This is a genomic window from Mesorhizobium sp. B2-4-18 (assembly GCF_006441385.1).
Taxonomy (GTDB): Bacteria; Pseudomonadota; Alphaproteobacteria; order Rhizobiales; family Rhizobiaceae; genus Mesorhizobium; species Mesorhizobium australicum.
In genome coordinates this window covers 597,730-614,015 of sequence record NZ_VFUW01000002.1, presented here as the reverse complement: position 1 = coordinate 614,015, position 16,286 = coordinate 597,730, and the positions used below count along the sequence as shown (strand labels likewise).

Annotated in this window: 14 protein-coding genes and 1 other RNA gene; 13 read left to right on the top strand and 2 right to left on the bottom strand. The window is 63.6% G+C overall.

The genetic code is table 11. The annotated features are described in order from the left end of the window. Positions 1-194: 194 nt before the first annotated feature. Complete coding sequence (locus FJ527_RS06510; protein WP_140822269.1) at positions 195-3,848, bottom strand: hydantoinase B/oxoprolinase family protein; 3,654 nt, start codon at positions 3,846-3,848, stop codon at positions 195-197. A gap of 183 nt (positions 3,849-4,031) precedes the next feature. On the opposite strand from FJ527_RS06510, the gene FJ527_RS06505 reads away from it, so the two are divergent. The 7 genes from FJ527_RS06505 to FJ527_RS29805 all read left to right on the top strand — a co-directional run bounded on the left by FJ527_RS06505 (position 4,032) and on the right by FJ527_RS29805 (position 7,947). Beyond that, the gene (locus FJ527_RS06505; protein WP_015317194.1) at positions 4,032-4,244 is read left to right on the top strand and encodes a hypothetical protein; all 213 of its coding nucleotides are present in this window, start codon (positions 4,032-4,034) and stop codon (positions 4,242-4,244) included. A 160-nt stretch (positions 4,245-4,404) separates the two neighbouring features. Further along, positions 4,405-5,124 carry a DnaJ family molecular chaperone gene (locus FJ527_RS06500; RefSeq protein WP_041163805.1) on the top strand — a complete coding sequence of 240 codons (720 nt, stop codon included), beginning with the start codon at positions 4,405-4,407 and terminating at the stop codon, positions 5,122-5,124. Then, entirely contained in the window at positions 5,121-5,876 is a 756-nt protein-coding gene (locus FJ527_RS06495) for an N-acetylmuramoyl-L-alanine amidase (protein ID WP_140822267.1), read from the top strand. The genes FJ527_RS06500 and FJ527_RS06495 overlap by 4 nt, the downstream gene beginning before the upstream one ends. Before the next feature lie 211 nt (positions 5,877-6,087). Beyond that, a complete protein-coding gene (locus tag FJ527_RS06490) occupies positions 6,088-6,837 on the top strand; it encodes a transglycosylase SLT domain-containing protein (protein WP_140822265.1) in 750 nt (249 codons plus the stop codon). Positions 6,838-6,901: 64 nt separating this feature from the next. After that, an RNA gene (rnpB, locus tag FJ527_RS06485) (RNase P RNA component class A) lies at positions 6,902-7,301 on the top strand. 179 nt (positions 7,302-7,480) lie between these two features. Beyond that, entirely contained in the window at positions 7,481-7,756 is a 276-nt protein-coding gene (locus FJ527_RS06480) for a type II toxin-antitoxin system ParD family antitoxin (RefSeq protein WP_140615618.1), read from the top strand. Then, on the top strand, positions 7,753-7,947 hold the full coding sequence (locus tag FJ527_RS29805) for a type II toxin-antitoxin system RelE/ParE family toxin (protein WP_263484660.1): 195 nt from the start codon (positions 7,753-7,755) through the stop codon (positions 7,945-7,947). Before FJ527_RS06480 ends, FJ527_RS29805 begins: the two co-directional genes overlap by 4 nt. A 222-nt stretch (positions 7,948-8,169) precedes the next feature. Here FJ527_RS29805 and FJ527_RS06470 read toward each other — a convergent pair whose 3' ends face one another. Beyond that, the gene (locus FJ527_RS06470; protein WP_140714569.1) at positions 8,170-9,285 is read right to left on the bottom strand and encodes a cystathionine gamma-lyase; all 1,116 of its coding nucleotides are present in this window, start codon (positions 9,283-9,285) and stop codon (positions 8,170-8,172) included. 406 nt (positions 9,286-9,691) lie between these two features. Here FJ527_RS06470 and mraZ point away from each other — a divergent pair, with 406 nt between their 5' ends. Genes mraZ through FJ527_RS06440 form a run of 6 tightly spaced genes read left to right on the top strand, consistent with a single transcriptional unit; the run spans position 9,692 to position 16,286 of the window. Beyond that, positions 9,692-10,165: a division/cell wall cluster transcriptional repressor MraZ gene (gene mraZ, locus FJ527_RS06465; protein WP_140822263.1), complete on the top strand. Its 474-nt coding sequence runs from the start codon at positions 9,692-9,694 to the stop codon at positions 10,163-10,165. After that, on the top strand, positions 10,162-11,178 hold the full coding sequence (gene rsmH / locus FJ527_RS06460) for a 16S rRNA (cytosine(1402)-N(4))-methyltransferase RsmH (protein WP_140822261.1): 1,017 nt from the start codon (positions 10,162-10,164) through the stop codon (positions 11,176-11,178). The genes mraZ and rsmH overlap by 4 nt, the downstream gene beginning before the upstream one ends. A gap of 4 nt (positions 11,179-11,182) precedes the next feature. Then, complete coding sequence (locus tag FJ527_RS06455) at positions 11,183-11,578, top strand: hypothetical protein (RefSeq protein WP_015317203.1); 396 nt, start codon at positions 11,183-11,185, stop codon at positions 11,576-11,578. Beyond that, positions 11,575-13,299 (top strand): penicillin-binding protein 2, encoded by a 1,725-nt coding sequence (locus FJ527_RS06450; protein WP_140822259.1) that lies wholly within the window; start codon positions 11,575-11,577, stop codon positions 13,297-13,299. Before FJ527_RS06455 ends, FJ527_RS06450 begins: the two co-directional genes overlap by 4 nt. A 54-nt stretch (positions 13,300-13,353) precedes the next feature. Next, entirely contained in the window at positions 13,354-14,808 is a 1,455-nt protein-coding gene (locus FJ527_RS06445) for a UDP-N-acetylmuramoyl-L-alanyl-D-glutamate--2,6-diaminopimelate ligase (RefSeq protein WP_140615623.1), read from the top strand. Next, positions 14,805-16,286, top strand: a complete 1,482-nt coding sequence (locus FJ527_RS06440; RefSeq protein ID WP_140822257.1) for a UDP-N-acetylmuramoylalanyl-D-glutamyl-2,6-diaminopimelate--D-alanyl-D-alanine ligase — start codon at positions 14,805-14,807, stop codon at positions 16,284-16,286. The genes FJ527_RS06445 and FJ527_RS06440 overlap by 4 nt, the downstream gene beginning before the upstream one ends.

The following is a 16,286-nucleotide window of genomic DNA, read 5'->3' as shown; positions in this document are numbered from 1 at the left end:
CAACGCTGCTAAATTGGAAACATCAGATGGGCTCGTCGCGAAAATTGTGCAACGGCGGGGGGCGTAAGTCTTTTTCGTCGCATAGGCCCCCGTTGATTTCCTTCAAATTCCTTGTCTTCCGAGCTTTTCGCGGCCCTTCCGGCGATTATCACCTTTCCCAGCTTTAGCCGGCTGATGCCGTCCGATCTCACACGTTACAAGGCGCTGCCAAACCCGCCCGGCGTCGGCGTCGTCACGATGACGGCCTCGCCAGGGTCGAGCACGGTCTGGTCGCAGGCCTTCAGCACCTCGACCGTGCCGTCGTTGCGGCGGACCTTGGTCGAGCCGACCTCGCCGTCACTGCCGCCATCCAGCCCCCGTGGGGGGCGGTTGCGGTGCGAGGACAGGATGGCGCATTCCATCTTCTCGAGGAAGCGGATGGTGCGCTTGGTGCCGTCGCCGGCGTTCCATTTGCCCTTGCCGCCCGAGCCTTCGCGGATGTGAAAATCCTCCAGCACCACGGGAAAGCGCAGTTCAAGCACCTCCGGATCGGTTAGGCGCGAATTGGTCATATGGGTGTGCACGCCGGAGGTGCCGGCAAAGCCGCGGCCGGAGTTCATATGGCCGGCCGGCGACCCGGAACAGATGGTCTCGTAATATTGGTACTTCTTGTTGCCGAAAGTCAGGTTGTTCATCGTGCCCTGCGCATTGGCCATCGCGCCCATGGCGCCGAACAGCGCATTGGTTACGTGCTGCGAGGTCTCGACATTGCCGGCGACGACGGCGGCAGGGTAGGCGGGCTTCAGCATACAGCCGTCGGGAATGACGATGTTGATCGGCCTGAGGCAGCCGGCATTCATCGGGATCATGTCCTCGACCATGACGCGGAAGGCGTAGAGCACGGCGGCCCGAGCGACCGGCTCGGGCGCGTTGAAATTGTTCTTCATGACAGGCGACGTGCCGGTGAAGTCGACGGCCGCCTCGCGCTTTTGCCGGTCGACCGTGATCTTCACCTTGATGACCTGGCCGGTATCGGTCGGATATTCATATTCCGACGTGTCCGGCAGCCGCTCCAGCACGCGACGCACGCTCTCGGCGGCATTGTCCTGGACATGGCCCATATAGGCCTCGACGACGTCGAGTCCGAAATGGGAGACCATCTTGCGCAGTTCGGCGACACCCTTCTCGTTGGCGGCAATCTGTGCCTTGAGATCGGCGATGTTCTGGTGCGGGTTGCGGGCGGGGTAGCGATGATCGGTGAGCAGCGTATGCAGCTCCGTCTCGCGGAATTTTCCGCCGTCGACGATGCGGAAATTGTCGAACAGAACGCCTTCCTCGTCGACCGTGGTGGCGAGCGGCGTCATCGAGCCCGGGGCGGTGCCGCCAATATCGGCATGGTGGCCGCGCGAGGCCGCCCAGAAGAGGATGTTTTTCCTGATGTCGTCGAACACCGGTGTCACCACGGTGATGTCGGGCAGATGCGTGCCGCCATTATAGGGGGCATTCAAGGCAAAGACGTCGCCGGGATGGATGTCGCCGGAGTTGAGCCGGATAATGGTTTCGACCGAACGGTCCATGGAGCCGAGATGCACCGGCATGTGCGGCGCATTGGCAACCAGCGCCCCGGTGTGGTCGAAGACAGCGCAGGAAAAATCCAGCCTTTCCTTGATGTTGACGGAATAGGCGGTGTTCTGCAGCGTCACGCCCATCTGCTCGGCGATCGACATGAAGAGATTGTTGAAGACTTCGAGCATCACCGGATCGGCTTGCGTGCCCAGGGCAGCGGCGCGCGTCTTCTTTTCCGTGCGACGAATGACGACGTGATTGAGGTTGGTGATTTCGGCCCGCCAGCCCGGCTCGACGACGATGGTCTGGTTCGGCTCGATGATCAAGGCGGGGCCGACGACCAGATTGGACGGACCGAGGGTCTCGCGACGGTAGACGCCAGCTTCATGCCACCGGCCTTCCGTGTAGATACGCCGGGTCTCGGAAGCGGCTGGATGGACCCTTGCCGGTCCGGCAGGCGCAGGGGCCTCGGCGCTGGTCTGGCCGGTTTCGGTGCCTTCGACGCCGACGGTCTCGACCATCATCGGCTTGTCGTCATAGACGAAACCGAATTGCGCTTTGTGGGCGATTTCGAAATCGCGCTTTGCCTGGAAAATCGAGTCGTTCTCAAAATTTACCGGCAGCGTCGTGTCGGTGCCGTCATAGCGAATGTGCAGTACCGGCCTGGTGGCAACCACGTCCTCGGCGATGCCTTGCGCCGCCAGCTCCGCGATAACGGCCTTTTTCAAGGTGGCGATGAGGCCGCCAATCTCCGTTCTGGACTCTTCGGCGAGCGGCTTGAGCAACGCCTGCTGGCGCGAGGCGAACACCGAGGCCAAGCCGATGCCATAGGCCGAAAGCAGGCCGGAGAAGGGATGGATCAGCACGGCCTCCATGCCAAGCGCGTCCGCGACCAGGCACGCGTGCTGTCCGCCGGCGCCGCCGAAGCAGTTCAGGAGATATCCGGTGACATCGTAGCCGCGCTGCACGGAAATCTTCTTGATCGCATTGGCCATGTTCTCGACCGCGATGGTGACGAAGCCCTCGGCGACCGATTCGGGCGGCCGGCCATCGCCGATCTCAGTGGAAAGTGCCGCGAATTTCGCATGCACGGTTTCCGCGTCGAGCGGCGCGTCCTGGCCGGAACCGAAGATCGACGGGAAGAAGTCGGGCTGCAGCTTGCCGAGCATCACATTGGCATCTGTGACGGCCAGCGGCCCGCGGCGCCGGTAGGCGGCGGGGCCGGGATTGGCGCCCGCGGAGTCCGGTCCGACGCGGAAACGGCCGGCCTCGTAGTGCAGGATCGAGCCGCCGCCGGCGGCGACCGTGTGGATGCGCATCATCGGCGCGCGGACGCGCACACCGGCGACTTCCGTGTCGAAGGCCCGTTCATACTCGCCGTCATAGTGGGCGACGTCGGTGGACGTGCCGCCCATGTCGAAGCCGATGACCTTGTCGAAACCGGCGAGCTTCGCCGTCTCGACCATGCCGACCACGCCGCCGGCCGGGCCCGACAGCAATGCGTCCTTGCCCTGGAACATGTCGGCCCCGGTGAGCCCGCCAGAAGACATCATGAACATCAGGCGAGGGGATTCGTTGTTTTTTCCCGCCGCACCCGGTTCTCCCGCCACCCCCAGTTCTCCCGCCACCCTTTGCACATAGCGCGACAGGATCGGCGACAGATAGGCGTCGACCACCGCGGTGTCGCCGCGGCCGACCAGCTTGATCAGCGGCGAGACCTCGTGGCTGACCGAGACCTGTCCGAAACCAAGCTTGCGGCAGACCTTGGCCACCGCCTTCTCGTGATTGGGATATTTCCAGGCATGCATGAAGACGATCGCCACCGCATCGATGCCATCGGCTTTCGCTTGTTCTATGGCCGGCCGGCAGGCTGATATGTCGAGCAGCCGTTCGACGCGGCCGTCGGCGAGCACACGCTCGTCGACCTCGATGACGCGCTCATAGAGCTGTTCGGGAAGGATGATCTCCTTGGCGAAGATGTCCGGTCGCGCCTGGTACGCAATCCCTAACGCATCGCGAAACCCCTTGGTGATGAGCAACAACACGCGGTCGCCCTTGCGCTCCAGGAGGGCGTTGGTGGCCACGGTCGTGCCCATCTTGATGTCGCCGATCAGGCTGGACGGGATCGCGGCGGCCGGTTCAAGGTCGAGCAGGTCGCGGATGCCCTGAATGGCCGCATCGGCATAGGCCTCAGGATTCTCCGACAGCAATTTGCGCGGATGCAGCCCGCCTTGCGGGTCACGGCCGATAATATCGGTGAAGGTGCCGCCGCGATCGATCCAGAAATCCCATTTCGCGGTCATGCGGCTGTCTCCGGTATTCGTTTTCGTTATCGTTGTTAAAGCGCCCAAGCGCCGGCAGCAATGTCGCCTGCATGCCATTGATGTTACAGGCGGAAACGCAACGTTATGAAACCCATGGCCGTCCGGGGCATTTCTCCTTCGACCGTTCACCGCAACGTGAACGTGTGTTGAAGGAGAGACGTAATGAAAAAGCTCATTCTTGCTTCGGTGTCCGCCCTGGCCCTGCTGGGCGTTGCCGCCTGCAGCGACAGTGGCACAGGCACTGACAACACCACCACGCAGAGCACCAATCCGCCGGCTGCCGAGCAGCCGATGAAGCCTGCGGCCCCGGCCGATAATTCGACCAAGCCTGCCGAGCCGGCTCCGGCAACGCCCGCTCCTGCGCCCGCGCAGTAGTTTGTAAGCAGTAGGTGTCTTGGGAGGAAGGCCGGCTTCATGCCGGCCTTTCTCGTGGAGACCGCGCTCGGGACCGTGGATCGTCGGTGGCCACGGACCCGATAGAGAGTGGCCGTTATTGGCTTGATAGCGGGGACCGGTTGGCTCTATGAAGCTGGCCATGTCGATTTGGGACCGCCTCGGCGACTTCATCACGCGGGTTTCGTCTTCAACCACGTCAGGCGTCGCCGACGTGGTTGAAGCTGTGCGCACGGTTTTCTCCGGCGATGCCGACCTGCGCCGCCGCGTCGCCTTCTCGGTGGCGATGATCGCGCTGTCGGCCAAGATGGCCAAGGCCGACGGTATCGTCACGCAGGATGAGGTGCGCGCCTTCCAGGAAATTTTCGAAGTGCCGCCGAAGGAGACGCGCAACGTCGCGCGGCTGTTCGATCTGGCCCAGCGGGATGTGGCCGGTTTCGAGACCTATGCCGAGCGCATGGCGCAGCTCTGCGGCTCCGGGCACTCCAATTGCGTGATGCTGGAAGACATACTCGATGGCCTGTTCCACATCGCCAAGGCCGATGGGTTGGTGCATGAGCGCGAAGGCATCTTCCTGCACCGTATCGCCGAGATCTTCCGTATTGACGAGACGCATTACGAATCGATCATGGCTCGGCACGTCAATCTTGGTGCCGGCGACCCCTATGTCGTCCTCGGCATCGAGCGGGGCAAGCCGTTCGAGGAGGTCAGGAAACGCTATCGCAAGCTGGTGTCGGACAACCACCCGGATCGGCTGATCGCGCGCGGGCTGCCGCAGGAATTCATCAAGATCGCGACGACCAGGGTCGCGGCGATCAACGCCGCCTACGAGATGATCGAGCGGGGTCTGCGGCACGCATGAGCGGCTTCCTGCCCGACGAGCCGAGCGCCGAGGTCAGGGTATCGCCGAATTTCGGGCCAAGGCGCGACGCGCAGAAGCCCGACATGATTGTGCTGCACTACACGGGCATGGCAACAGGGGCCGCGGCCGAAGCCTGGCTGTGCGATCCGGCGAGTGAAGTCTCGTCGCATTATCTCGTCCATGAGAATGGTCACGTCGTGCAGATGGTGCGGGAAAGCGATCGCGCCTGGCACGCCGGCCAGAGTTCCTGGTTCGGACGCACCGACATCAATTCCTGCTCGATCGGCATCGAAATCGTCAATCCCGGCCATTCACTGGGCTATCCCGGCTTTCCGCAACGTCAGATCACGGCGGTCATCGAGCTGTGCAAGGGGATTGTCACGCGGCACGCGATCACTCCCCAGCGGGTGTTGGCGCACTCCGACGTGGCGCCGGGGCGCAAGATCGATCCCGGCGAGAAGTTCCCATGGGCCGCGCTGTTTAAGGCCGGTGTCGGTCATCTCGTGCCGGCCGCTCCCGTCAGGCGCGGAGCCGCGCTGAAGTCCGGTGACCGCGGTGCCGATGTGGAGACGCTGCAGTCGATGCTGTCGCTTTATGGCTATGGCGTCGAGATATCGGGCATCTTCGACGACCGGACACGAATTGTCGTTGAGGCCTTTCAACGGCATTTTCGACCGCGCCGGATCGACGGAATCGCCGACGGCTCGACGATGCGCACGCTGCAGAAACTGCTTGCTTCCACGAGGAATTGACCTCAGGTCAAGAGCGGGTCCAAGTAATCCTCGCTGGTCATAAAGTTACAAACTGTCACTGAAAGTGACTTGCCTCGCCTTCATTGGCGCCAAATCGGACTTCAAAGGGCGTTTCGTACAGTTTGTCGGACGTCCATCCCCCGGGTGTTCCGATATTGATCAAGCGATGCCACGCGAAGATCTTCGCGTGGCCCCAACAGAACAGGATCACATGCAGAAATTGACCGTTTTAACGGCAGCTCTTGCTGCCGGGGTAATGAGTTTTGCCTTCAGTGCGGCCGACGCCGCGCCGTTAAGTCCACGGGCCGACCAGGGCCTCGTCGCGGCATCCGCCAAAGGCAAGGCCATTTCGGCCAAAAGCAGCAAGAGTGCGAAGGCGACGACGAAGCAGGTTTCCGCGAAAGTGGAAAAGGCAAGCTGGGCCAAGGCAAGTGGGACCAAGGCAAGTAAGACCGGGGCAGGGAAATCCTCCGCCAAGAGGCAGACAAAGCGCGGCCGCAAAACCGTGGACATGACGACGACGGCATCGATCGGTCTCGGCAACGTCGCTGCGGCGACCGCAGCGGTGACGAGCGGCGGCCAGTATTCCGCGATTGTCGGCCGCTACGCGGCGACCTACGGGGTTCCGGTGTCGCTGGCCCAGGCCGTGATCAAGATCGAGAGCAACTACCGGCCGAACATGGTCGGCGGCGCTGGCGAGATCGGGCTGATGCAGATCAAGCCGGCAACCGCGCGCATGATGGGTTACAGCGGGTCGGCCAAGGGCCTGTTCGATCCCGACACCAACATCAAATACGGCATGAAGTACCTCGCCATGGCGCGCGACCTCGGCGGCGGCACCACCTGCGGCACCATCCTGAAATACAATGCCGGCCATGGCGCCACCCGCATGAACCCGGTTTCGGCGGCCTATTGCAGCAAGGTCAAGGTCCAGTTGGCGGCTGTCGGCGCACCGGCTTGACAAGAACCGGGCACGACGGCTTTTTCGGTTGCGTTTTGCGGTGTGAACCCCTTTATACGCCCTGCCAGCTGGCCGGGCGGCCGCACCCGCAAACGCCGAAAGGCCGCGGGTGAGGAAAGTCCGGGCTCCATGGAAACACGGTGCCGGTTAATGGCCGGCGGGGGCGACCCCAGGGAAAGTGCCACAGAAAGCAAACCGCCACGACTTTGTCGGGGTAAGGGTGAAAGGGTGGGGTAAGAGCCCACCGCGCGACTGGCAACAGGAGCGGCACGGTAAACCCCACCGGGAGCAAGACCGAATAGGGGCGGTGCGAGGGGGAACCCTCGAGGGCTGTTTCCGGCCCACCGTCCGGGTAGGTTGCGTGAGGCGCATGGCAACATGCGCCCAAGATGAATGGCCGCCACGTTCTCGCCTCGCAAGGGGCGAGGGCCATACAAAACCCGGCTTACAGGCCAGCTGGCAGTTTCTCTCCACGACATCTGGGATAAAGCCTTTGGTGCCAGAAGGTTACGCCCATGGGCGCAGCTTCTGATTCAACGCATGGCGCTGATTTGCCCCGCCGCAAGACAGAGATATCCGCCGACTTTTCTTGAAACTGGTGCGATTAAATCGTACCATCACGGCTCATCATCAGGAGCCTATCGTGGGTCAGGTCGACAAACGCAGCATCACGCTTTCGCCGGAGTTGGCTCAGGCCGTCGACGATGTGGTCGCGGCTGGAGAATACGCTTCGGCGAGCGAGGTGATCCGCGATGCGTTGAGGCAATGGAAGGACCGCCGCGACCTGATGGGCTACACGGTTGAGGAACTGCGCAAGCTGGTGCAGGAGGGGATCGACAGCGGGCCTGGTCGGTTTGCCTCGATGGACGAAATCAAGGCGGAGGCCCGCAGGCGTCTGCGATCTGACGACGCGGCATGAAGTTGCTGCCAATCGACCGCAGCGCTCGTGCGGAAGAGGATTTGATTGCGATCTGGCTTCATATTGCGGGCAACAACGAGGCAGCAGCGGACCGGTTGCTTGATCGTTTAGCGGCAAGATGGCGGCAATTGTCGACTTATCCCTTCTCAGGTGCGCCACGCGACGACATTGCGCCGGGTATCGCCATCTGATTGTCGGCGAATATCTCACCTTGTACCGGGTCGGCGGTGATGCGATCGAAGTTCTTCGCGTGCTGCATGGTCGGCGCAACATCGAAGCCAATGACCTCGGCTCCTAAGCAATCCAGGAGAAGCGCTAGCGCTTTCCCTTGCGGAATTGCGTAATTGCGTAAAACAAAGAGTTAGGGCGGTTCGGCGATCCCATCAAACGCTGACCCGCTCGTGGTCGATTTGTCAGTCGCTGATCCTGTCCAGCGAGGCCTCGATCGCCTTCCAGAGTTCTTCCACCGGCTCACAACCGACCGACAGGCGAACGAAGCCGGCCGGAACCGCGTCGCCTCGCTTCAAGCGCCGCTCGGCCGAGGTGTGGACGCCGCCGAAGGAGGTCGCGGCCTGCATCAGGTCGCAATTGTTGATGAAATCCTCGGCTTTCTGCTCGGAAGCGAGTTCGAAGGAGATGAGGAAGCCGAAGCGCTCCATCTGGGCGCGGGCAAGATTGTGCGAGGGATCGCCTTCGAGGCCGGGATAGCGCAGGCCGTTGATCGCCCGATGGCCTTGCAGGCGCCGCGCGATCACTTCCGCCGACGAACACATGCGGTCGAAGCGCACATCCAATGTTTCCAGGCCGCGATGCACCAGCCAGGCTTCGAACGGCCCGGGGATGCTGCCCGAGACCTCGCGCCAGCCGGTCACGGCGGCGATGATATCCGCATTGCGGCTGGCAACATGTCCGAACAGCACGTCGGAATGGCCATTGGGTGCCTTGGTGTCGGCGGCGACAACGATATCGGCGCCGTGATCGAGAGGACGCTGGCCGAAGGGCGTCATCGTCGTGTTGTCGACCACCAGCAGCGCGCCGGCCTTGTGGACGGCTTCGGCGACAGCGGCGATATCGCAGATGTCCAGCCCCGGATTGGCCGGCGTTTCGACGAAGGCCAGGCGGTAGCCCGCAAAACCGCCGTCGAGGAAAGTCGACGTCGGCCGGACATCGTAGGAGACGCCGAGCGGTTTCAGGAAGCGATCAGCCAGCGCCCTGGTCGTATGATAACCGTCCGAAGGCAGCAGGACATGGTCGCCGGCCTTGAGCACGGCAAAGAATGCCGCCGAGATCGCTGCCATCCCCGAGGGAAAACCGACGCAGGGCGCATCTTCCAAATGAGACAACATGTGTTCGACGGCATCCCAGGTGGGGTTGCTGAAGCGGCCATACTGATTGAAGCCGGTGGCATCGCCCGGTGCATGGAAGATGGCGGCCATGGTCAGTGGCAGGGGAATGGAATCGCCCATGGCAAACCCGCTGCGACGCAAATGGGGAAGGGCCGCGGCGCGCGATTTGGCAGTTTCAGACATCGAGTTTCAAATCCCTTGGCGATCGGTGATATGGGGAGACGCTATGCCCGGCCGCGGCTCGCGGCAAGGCGTCTCCAGTTAGACCAGCGAGGCTCTAAACGGTTCGTTAGGCTTAATAGACCATAAAGACGAGACGTGCCGTCAAAGCCTTCTCGTCGCCGTGATGCGCATGTTTGTGAAGCCTATTCCCGTTGACGCCCATAGTGCCCCATGGTATCCCATTTCGACATCAAAGCCTTCGTTCCGCGTCAGGGTAAAGCGTACGCCAATCGGGCAGCCGCGGCGGCTGCGCGTTTGCCGTTTTTTGCCCGTGTGGACGAGGTTGGTGCGGGGCGGGCGCAGCGCTGCGGTGGCGCGTGCGACACGATGAAGAGGGGTGCGGCCGCGCAAGCGGCTGCAACGTGTGATGGACCGGTTTCTGTCGAACACGGTGAGCAGGATCGATGCGAAGGGGCGGGTGTCCGTTCCGGCGCATTTCCGTGCCGTGGTGCAGAAGCGCGGCTATTCGGAACTCTATGCGCTGCGGTGCCTGGACCTGCCGGCGATGGATGTCGGCGGGCTCGATCTGCTCGATCGCTACGAGCAACGCATCGCGCGGGAAGACCCGTTCCTGCAGGCTGCGGACGACATGTCGTTCTTCTGCCATGGCGACGGAGCGTTCCTGAAGCTCGACCAGGACGGCCGCATCACCATGACCGATTTCATCCGCGAACATGCCGGCATTTCCGCGGAGGTGGCCTTTGTCGGGCGCGGCAATTTCTTTCAGATCTGGGAGCCGGGACGGCTTGCGACCTACGGCGCGCAGGCGCGGGCCAGGCTTTTGCAGCTTCGGCAGGGGACGAAGACTCACGAGGCCACGGCTGGGGAGCGACCGGAATGACGGTGGGCCACGGCGATGATATCAACGCCGTTGGCGGATCGGTCCGCCACATTCCGGTCCTCCTTGGCGAAGTGCTGGAAGCGCTGGCGCCGGCGGAGGGCGACATCGTCATCGACGGCACGTTCGGCGCCGGCGGCTATACCAAGGCGATACTGGCGACCGGCGCGTCCGTTGTCGCCATCGATCGCGATCCGGATGCCATCGCGGCCGGCCGCGACCTCGAGGCGCAATCCGGCGGCCGGCTGAAGCTGGTGCAGGCGCCGTTCTCGACGCTCGACGAACACGTCGAAAGCGTCGATGGCGTCGTGCTCGACATCGGCGTTTCCTCCATGCAGCTCGACCAGGCCGAGCGCGGCTTTTCCTTCCGCAACGACGGACCGCTCGACATGCGGATGGCGCAGGCGGGCCTGAGTGCTGCCGATGTCGTCAACAGTTTCAAGCCGGGCGACCTTGCCCGCATCTTCGGCTTCCTCGGCGAAGAGCGTCACGCCGGCCGCATCGCCCGCATGATCGAGGCGCGCCGGGAAAAACGCCCATTCGAGCGCACGCTCGAACTCGCCGATGCGATCGAAACCCATATTGGACGCGCGCCGAAGGACAAGATCCATCCGGCGACCCGCGTCTTCCAGGCGCTGCGCATCTTCGTCAATGACGAGCTCGGCGAACTGGCCAGGGCGCTGTTCGCGGCCGAACGCGCGCTGAAGCCCGGTGGACGGCTCGCCGTGGTGACGTTCCATTCGCTGGAAGACCGCATCGTCAAGCGCTTCATCGCCGACCGCGCCGACGCCATGACCGGCTCGCGCCACATGCCGGAGGCGCAGGCGCGCACCGCGACATTCCGCAAGGCTGGTGGCGGCGTGACCGCAGGCGACGCCGAGATTGCAGCCAACCCGCGCGCCCGCTCGGCCAGGTTGCGTGCCGCGATCCGCACCGAGGCTCCGGCGCGCGGCGACGATTTTTCGATTTTCGGCCTTCCAAAGCTTCCCGGCATCGACCGGCCGGGGGAGAGGTAAGCACGTGTTTCGTACCAGCGACATTGTCCTGATCGCCGTCATGGTTTCGGCGGCGGCCCTGACCTACAAGGCCAAGCGCGAGGCCGAGGACCAGTTGGCGGCCGTGCAGAAGATCCATGCCGAGATCCGTTACGAGGAGGACACGATCGACCTGCTCAAGGCCGACTGGAGCCTGCTCACCCAGCCGTCGCGCCTGCAGAAGCTGGCCGAACTCTATAAATCGCAGCTCGCGCTGGAGCCGGTCAGTGCTCGCCAGATCGTGGGCCTGGGCGACCTGCCGGCCAAGGCCCTCGATATCCAGGACATCCTGAACGGGCGCCAGGGCGCCATGGCCGACAATTCCGATAAGGCGCCTTCAGGCGACAAGGATCCCGTCGTGACCGGAGACATCGCCCAATGATCGGCAAACTGCTGAAGCGCTTCGCGTCGGTAAGCCGCGCCAGGACGGGCGAGGACAGATCGATCGTGGTCGAAGGCGCCCGCAAGGCAACAGGTGGCAAGGGCAAGGCGCGCATCGTGATGACGATGGCGGTGTTCTTCGGCATCTTCTCGACCATATCCGGGCGGCTGGTCTATCTCGGTTTCCAGACACCCGACCTGTCGGGCGGGCCGCAGAGCCGGGTGACCGCCTCGCGGCCCGACATTGTCGACCGCAACGGCGAAGTGCTGGCCACCGACATCAAGACGGCGTCGCTGTTCGCCGAGCCGCGCCGCATCGTCGATGCCGACGAGGCGATCGAGAAGCTGTCGACGGTGCTGCCCGAAATCGACTACGAGCAGACCTATCACAAGCTGAAGAGCGGCGCCGGCTTCGTCTGGCTGCAGCGGCAGCTGACGCCCAAGCAGCAGGCCGACATCATGCAGCTCGGCATTCCCGGTTTTGGCTTCCGCACCGAAAAGCGCCGTTTCTATCCAAGCGGCGAAACCTCGTCCTACGTTGTCGGTCTGACCAACATCGACAACCAGGGCATTTCCGGCATGGAGAAATATATCGATGAGCAGGGCCTGAGCGACCTGCAGGCGTCGGGCCTGGCGGTGGCGAAGGATCTCAGGCCGGTGAAGCTTTCGATCGACCTGCGCGTCCAGCATGTGGTGCGCGACGAGATTGCCGCCGGCCTGGAGCGCTATCGCGCCATGGGCGCTGGCGCGGTCGTGCTCAACGTCAAGACCGGCGAAGTGGTGGCCATGGCCTCGGTGCCGGATTTCGATCCGAACAATCCCTACAATGCGCAGGACAAGGACCGGCTCAACCGGATGTCGGCGGGGCTCTATGAAATGGGCTCGACGTTCAAAAGCTTCACCTCGGCCATGGCGCTCGATTCCGGCAAGGCGACGATGTCGAGCCGCTTCGACGCTTCGCATCCAATCCGCGTCGGCCACCAGGCCATTCACGATTTCCACGGCAAGAACCGTGTGCTGTCGTTGCCGGAGGTGTTCCTCTATTCGTCCAACATCGGATCGGCCAGGGAGGCAGAGCTGGTCGGCATCGAGGCGCACCGCGAATTCCTGCACCGCCTCGGCATTCTGGAGAAGATGCAGACCGAACTGCCCGAAGTCGCCCGCCCGACCGAGCCGAAAGTCTGGAAGCAGGTCAACTCGTTCACCATCGCCTTCGGCCATGGCGTGTCGACGACGCCGCTGCAGGCGGCTGTCGGCTGCGCAGCGCTGGTCAATGGCGGATATCTGATGGAGCCGACATTCCTGGTCCGCAGCCAGCAGGACGCGATGGCGGCAGCCAAGAAAGTGGTCGCCGACAAAACCGTCGAGGGCATGCGCTACCTCTACACGCTCAACGCCGAAAAGGGCTCGGCCAGAAACGCCCGCGTTCCCGGCTACCGCGTCGGCGGCAAGACCGGAACGGCCGAGAAGGTCATCAACGGCCGTTACTCGAAGGAGTTGAATTTCAACACCTTCGTCGCCGCCTTCCCGATGGACGATCCGCAATATCTGGTGTTCACGATCGCCGACGCCCCGCATCCGGAAAAGCCTGGGATGACCGACGTCGCCGCCAACAATGCTGGGGTTATGGCCGGCAATATCATCAGGCGTTCAGCGGCCATGCTTGGCGTGAAGCCAGATTTCAGCCATGAAAATGGTGCAACGCTGGTTTCCTATCAGTGATTCTTAGGGCGCGCCGGCAACTGCGCGCTATTTTGTTGCGGTGAACGGGACTCGATGAAGCTCAAAGATCTAGCCGGTATCCTGCCTGTCGAAGGAACAGCTTCGGCCGATCTGGAGGTTACCGGCATCTCGTCCGATTCCCGCCAGGTAAAACCGGGCGTCGTCTTTTTCGCGCTTGCCGGAACCAAGGCCGATGGCGCGAGCTATGCCGCCGACGCGGCCCGGCGTGGCGCTGCCGCGATCGTCTTGGGCAACGGGAGCGCCCTTGCCGATTTGCCGGTTCCGGTACTGGGGGTCGATGATCCGCGCCTGGCACTGGCCTTGAGTGCCGCCCGCTACTTCGGCAAACAGCCGCAAACCATGGTCGCGGTTACCGGCACCAGCGGCAAGACGTCGGTTGCCGCCTTCACCAGGCAGATTTGGGAGCAGGCGGGATACGCCGCCGCCTCGATCGGCACCACTGGCGTGGTCGCGCCCGGCCGCAACGAATATGGTTCGCTGACGACACCCGATCCGGTCGCCCTGCACCGGTTGCTCAGGGAATTGGCCGATGCCGGCGTTACCCACGCCTCGATGGAGGCCTCCAGCCACGGGCTCGACCAGCGCCGCCTCGATGGGGTGAAGCTCTCGGCCGGGGGCTTCACCAATCTCGGCCGCGACCACATGGATTACCATCCGACGATCGAGGATTATCATCGCGCCAAATTGCGCCTGTTCGACACGCTGCTGCCGAAGGGCGCACCCGCCATCGTCTTCGCCGACGATCCGTGGTCGGAACCGACGATAAAGGCGGCGCGGGCCGCCGGGCTCGACGTGCTGACGGTTGGCCGCCATGGCGATTTCCTCAGGCTGAAGCGGGTCGAGCATGAGCGTCATCGCCAGCGTGCCGAGGTCGAGGCCGACGGTGTGATCCACGAGATCGACCTGCCGCTCGCCGGCGATTTCCAGATCGCGAATGCGCTGGTTTCGGCGGGGCTGGCCATTTCCACTGGAACGCCTGTCGCCAAAGCCTTGGCGGCATTGGAGAAATTGAAAGGGGCGCCGGGCCGGCTCGATCTCGTCGGCACCACGGCGAGCGGCGCGCCGGTCTATGTCGATTACGCGCACAAGCCCGATGCGCTGGAGAACGTGCTGGCCTCGGTGCGTCCGTTCACCACCGGCCGTGTCATGGTCGTCTTCGGCTGTGGTGGCGACCGCGACCGTGGCAAACGACCGATCATGGGCGAGATCGCGACACGGCTTGCAGATGTCGTCATCGTCACCGACGACAATCCGCGCTCGGAAGTGCCCGAAACCATCCGCGCCGCCATTCTTGGGGCCGCGCCCGGCGCCATGGAGATCGGCGACCGGCGCAAGGCTATCCACGAGGCTGTCGGCATGCTGCATGCCGGCGATACGCTGATCGTGGCCGGCAAGGGTCATGAGGAAGGCCAGACGATCGGCTCGGAAACGCTGCATTTCTCCGACCACGAGGAAGTGCGCGCCGCGCTCCGGGAGCATGCCGCATGAGCTTGCTGTGGACGTCGGAAGCGCTGGTTGCCGCCACGGACGGGCGGCCGCTCGGCCCCATGCCCGAAGGCATATCGGGCATTTCGATCGACAGCCGCAGCCTGCAGCCGGGCGATGCTTTCTTTGCCATCAAGGGCGAGGCGATGGACGGCCATGACTTCGTCACCGCGGCCATCAAGGCCGGCGCCGGCGTGCTGGTGGTGGCCGAAGGCAAGCTGCCCTCACTTGGCCGGTTGACCGCGCCGATAATCGTCGTCGACGACGTCCTGGTTGCGCTGGAAAAGCTCGGTGTCGCGGCGCGCGCCCGCTCGCAAGCCAAGATCATCGCGGTGACCGGCTCGGCGGGCAAGACCACGACCAAGGAGGCGCTGCGCCACGTGCTTTCGGCTGTCGGCAAGGTGCATGCCTCGGCGCAGTCCTTCAACAACCATTGGGGCGTGCCGCTGACCTTGGCGCGCATGCCCGCCGATTGCGACTATGCCGTGTTCGAGATCGGCATGAACCATCCCGACGAGATCCGGCCGCTGGTGAAGATGGTGCGGCCGCATGTCGCCATCGTCACCATGATCGCGGCCGCGCATCTTGGCTTCTTCCGCAACCTGGACGAGATCGCCAAGGCCAAGGCCGAGATTTTCGAGGGCCTGGAGCCCGATGGTGCTGCCGTCCTCAACCGCGACGATGCGCGTTTCAAGCTGCTGTACAAGATGGCACAGGCTGCCAGCGTCGAGCATATCCATGGCTTCGGCGAGAATGCGCGCTCGACCTTCAAGCTGGTCAAGTGCGAGTTGCATGCCGACCATTCCGACATCGCCGCCAGGATCTGCGGCCACGATATCATCGCCCGTATCGGCGCGCCCGGCCGGCACATGGTGCAGAACGTGCTGGCGGTGCTTGGCGCCGCCCATCTGGTTGGCGCCGATCTCGACAAGGTTGCATTGGCGCTGGCCGATCTCTCGGCCGAGCGCGGGCGCGGCAAGCGCCACGTGCTGCGGCATCCCGGTGGCCCGATTTCGGGCCGGGCCGGGGGCCCGATTTCGAGCCAGGCCGGTGGCTCGATCACGCTGATCGACGAGAGCTACAACGCCAATCCTGCCTCGATGGCGGCCGCGATGGCGCTGCTCAACGCGACGCCGGTAACGGGCGACGGCAGGCGCATCGCTGTGCTTGGCGACATGCTCGAGCTCGGCGATCACTCGGCCAAGCTGCACGCCGCTCTTGCCGATCTCATCGTCGGCACCGGCACGCGGACGGTCTTTCTCGGCGGCCCGGAAATGCGGTCGCTGGCGGAAGCGCTGCCGGACGATATCAGGACGGAATACCGCGCCGGCGTCGAGGAGTTGAAGCCGGTGCTGCTCGCCGCGCTGAAGCCGGGCGACGTGGTGATGATCAAATCGTCGAAGGGCATCGGTTTTGCAAAACTGGTCGATGCGCTGCTGGGCAAATTCCCGGCTGAAACGACAACAAGCAACCAGACCTAG

Coding starts and splice junctions, on each gene's coding strand:
- FJ527_RS06510 (WP_140822269.1), bottom strand. CDS start 3,848: ATGACCGCGAAATGGGATTTCTGGATCGATCGCGGCGGCACCTTCACC.
- FJ527_RS06505 (WP_015317194.1), top strand. CDS start 4,032: ATGAAAAAGCTCATTCTTGCTTCGGTGTCCGCCCTGGCCCTGCTGGGC.
- FJ527_RS06500 (WP_041163805.1), top strand. CDS start 4,405: ATGTCGATTTGGGACCGCCTCGGCGACTTCATCACGCGGGTTTCGTCT.
- FJ527_RS06495 (WP_140822267.1), top strand. CDS start 5,121: ATGAGCGGCTTCCTGCCCGACGAGCCGAGCGCCGAGGTCAGGGTATCG.
- FJ527_RS06490 (WP_140822265.1), top strand. CDS start 6,088: ATGCAGAAATTGACCGTTTTAACGGCAGCTCTTGCTGCCGGGGTAATG.
- FJ527_RS29805 (WP_263484660.1), top strand. CDS start 7,753: ATGAAGTTGCTGCCAATCGACCGCAGCGCTCGTGCGGAAGAGGATTTG.
- FJ527_RS06470 (WP_140714569.1), bottom strand. CDS start 9,285: ATGTCTGAAACTGCCAAATCGCGCGCCGCGGCCCTTCCCCATTTGCGT.
- mraZ (WP_140822263.1), top strand. CDS start 9,692: ATGGACCGGTTTCTGTCGAACACGGTGAGCAGGATCGATGCGAAGGGG.
- rsmH (WP_140822261.1), top strand. CDS start 10,162: ATGACGGTGGGCCACGGCGATGATATCAACGCCGTTGGCGGATCGGTC.
- FJ527_RS06450 (WP_140822259.1), top strand. CDS start 11,575: ATGATCGGCAAACTGCTGAAGCGCTTCGCGTCGGTAAGCCGCGCCAGG.
- FJ527_RS06445 (WP_140615623.1), top strand. CDS start 13,354: ATGAAGCTCAAAGATCTAGCCGGTATCCTGCCTGTCGAAGGAACAGCT.
- FJ527_RS06440 (WP_140822257.1), top strand. CDS start 14,805: ATGAGCTTGCTGTGGACGTCGGAAGCGCTGGTTGCCGCCACGGACGGG.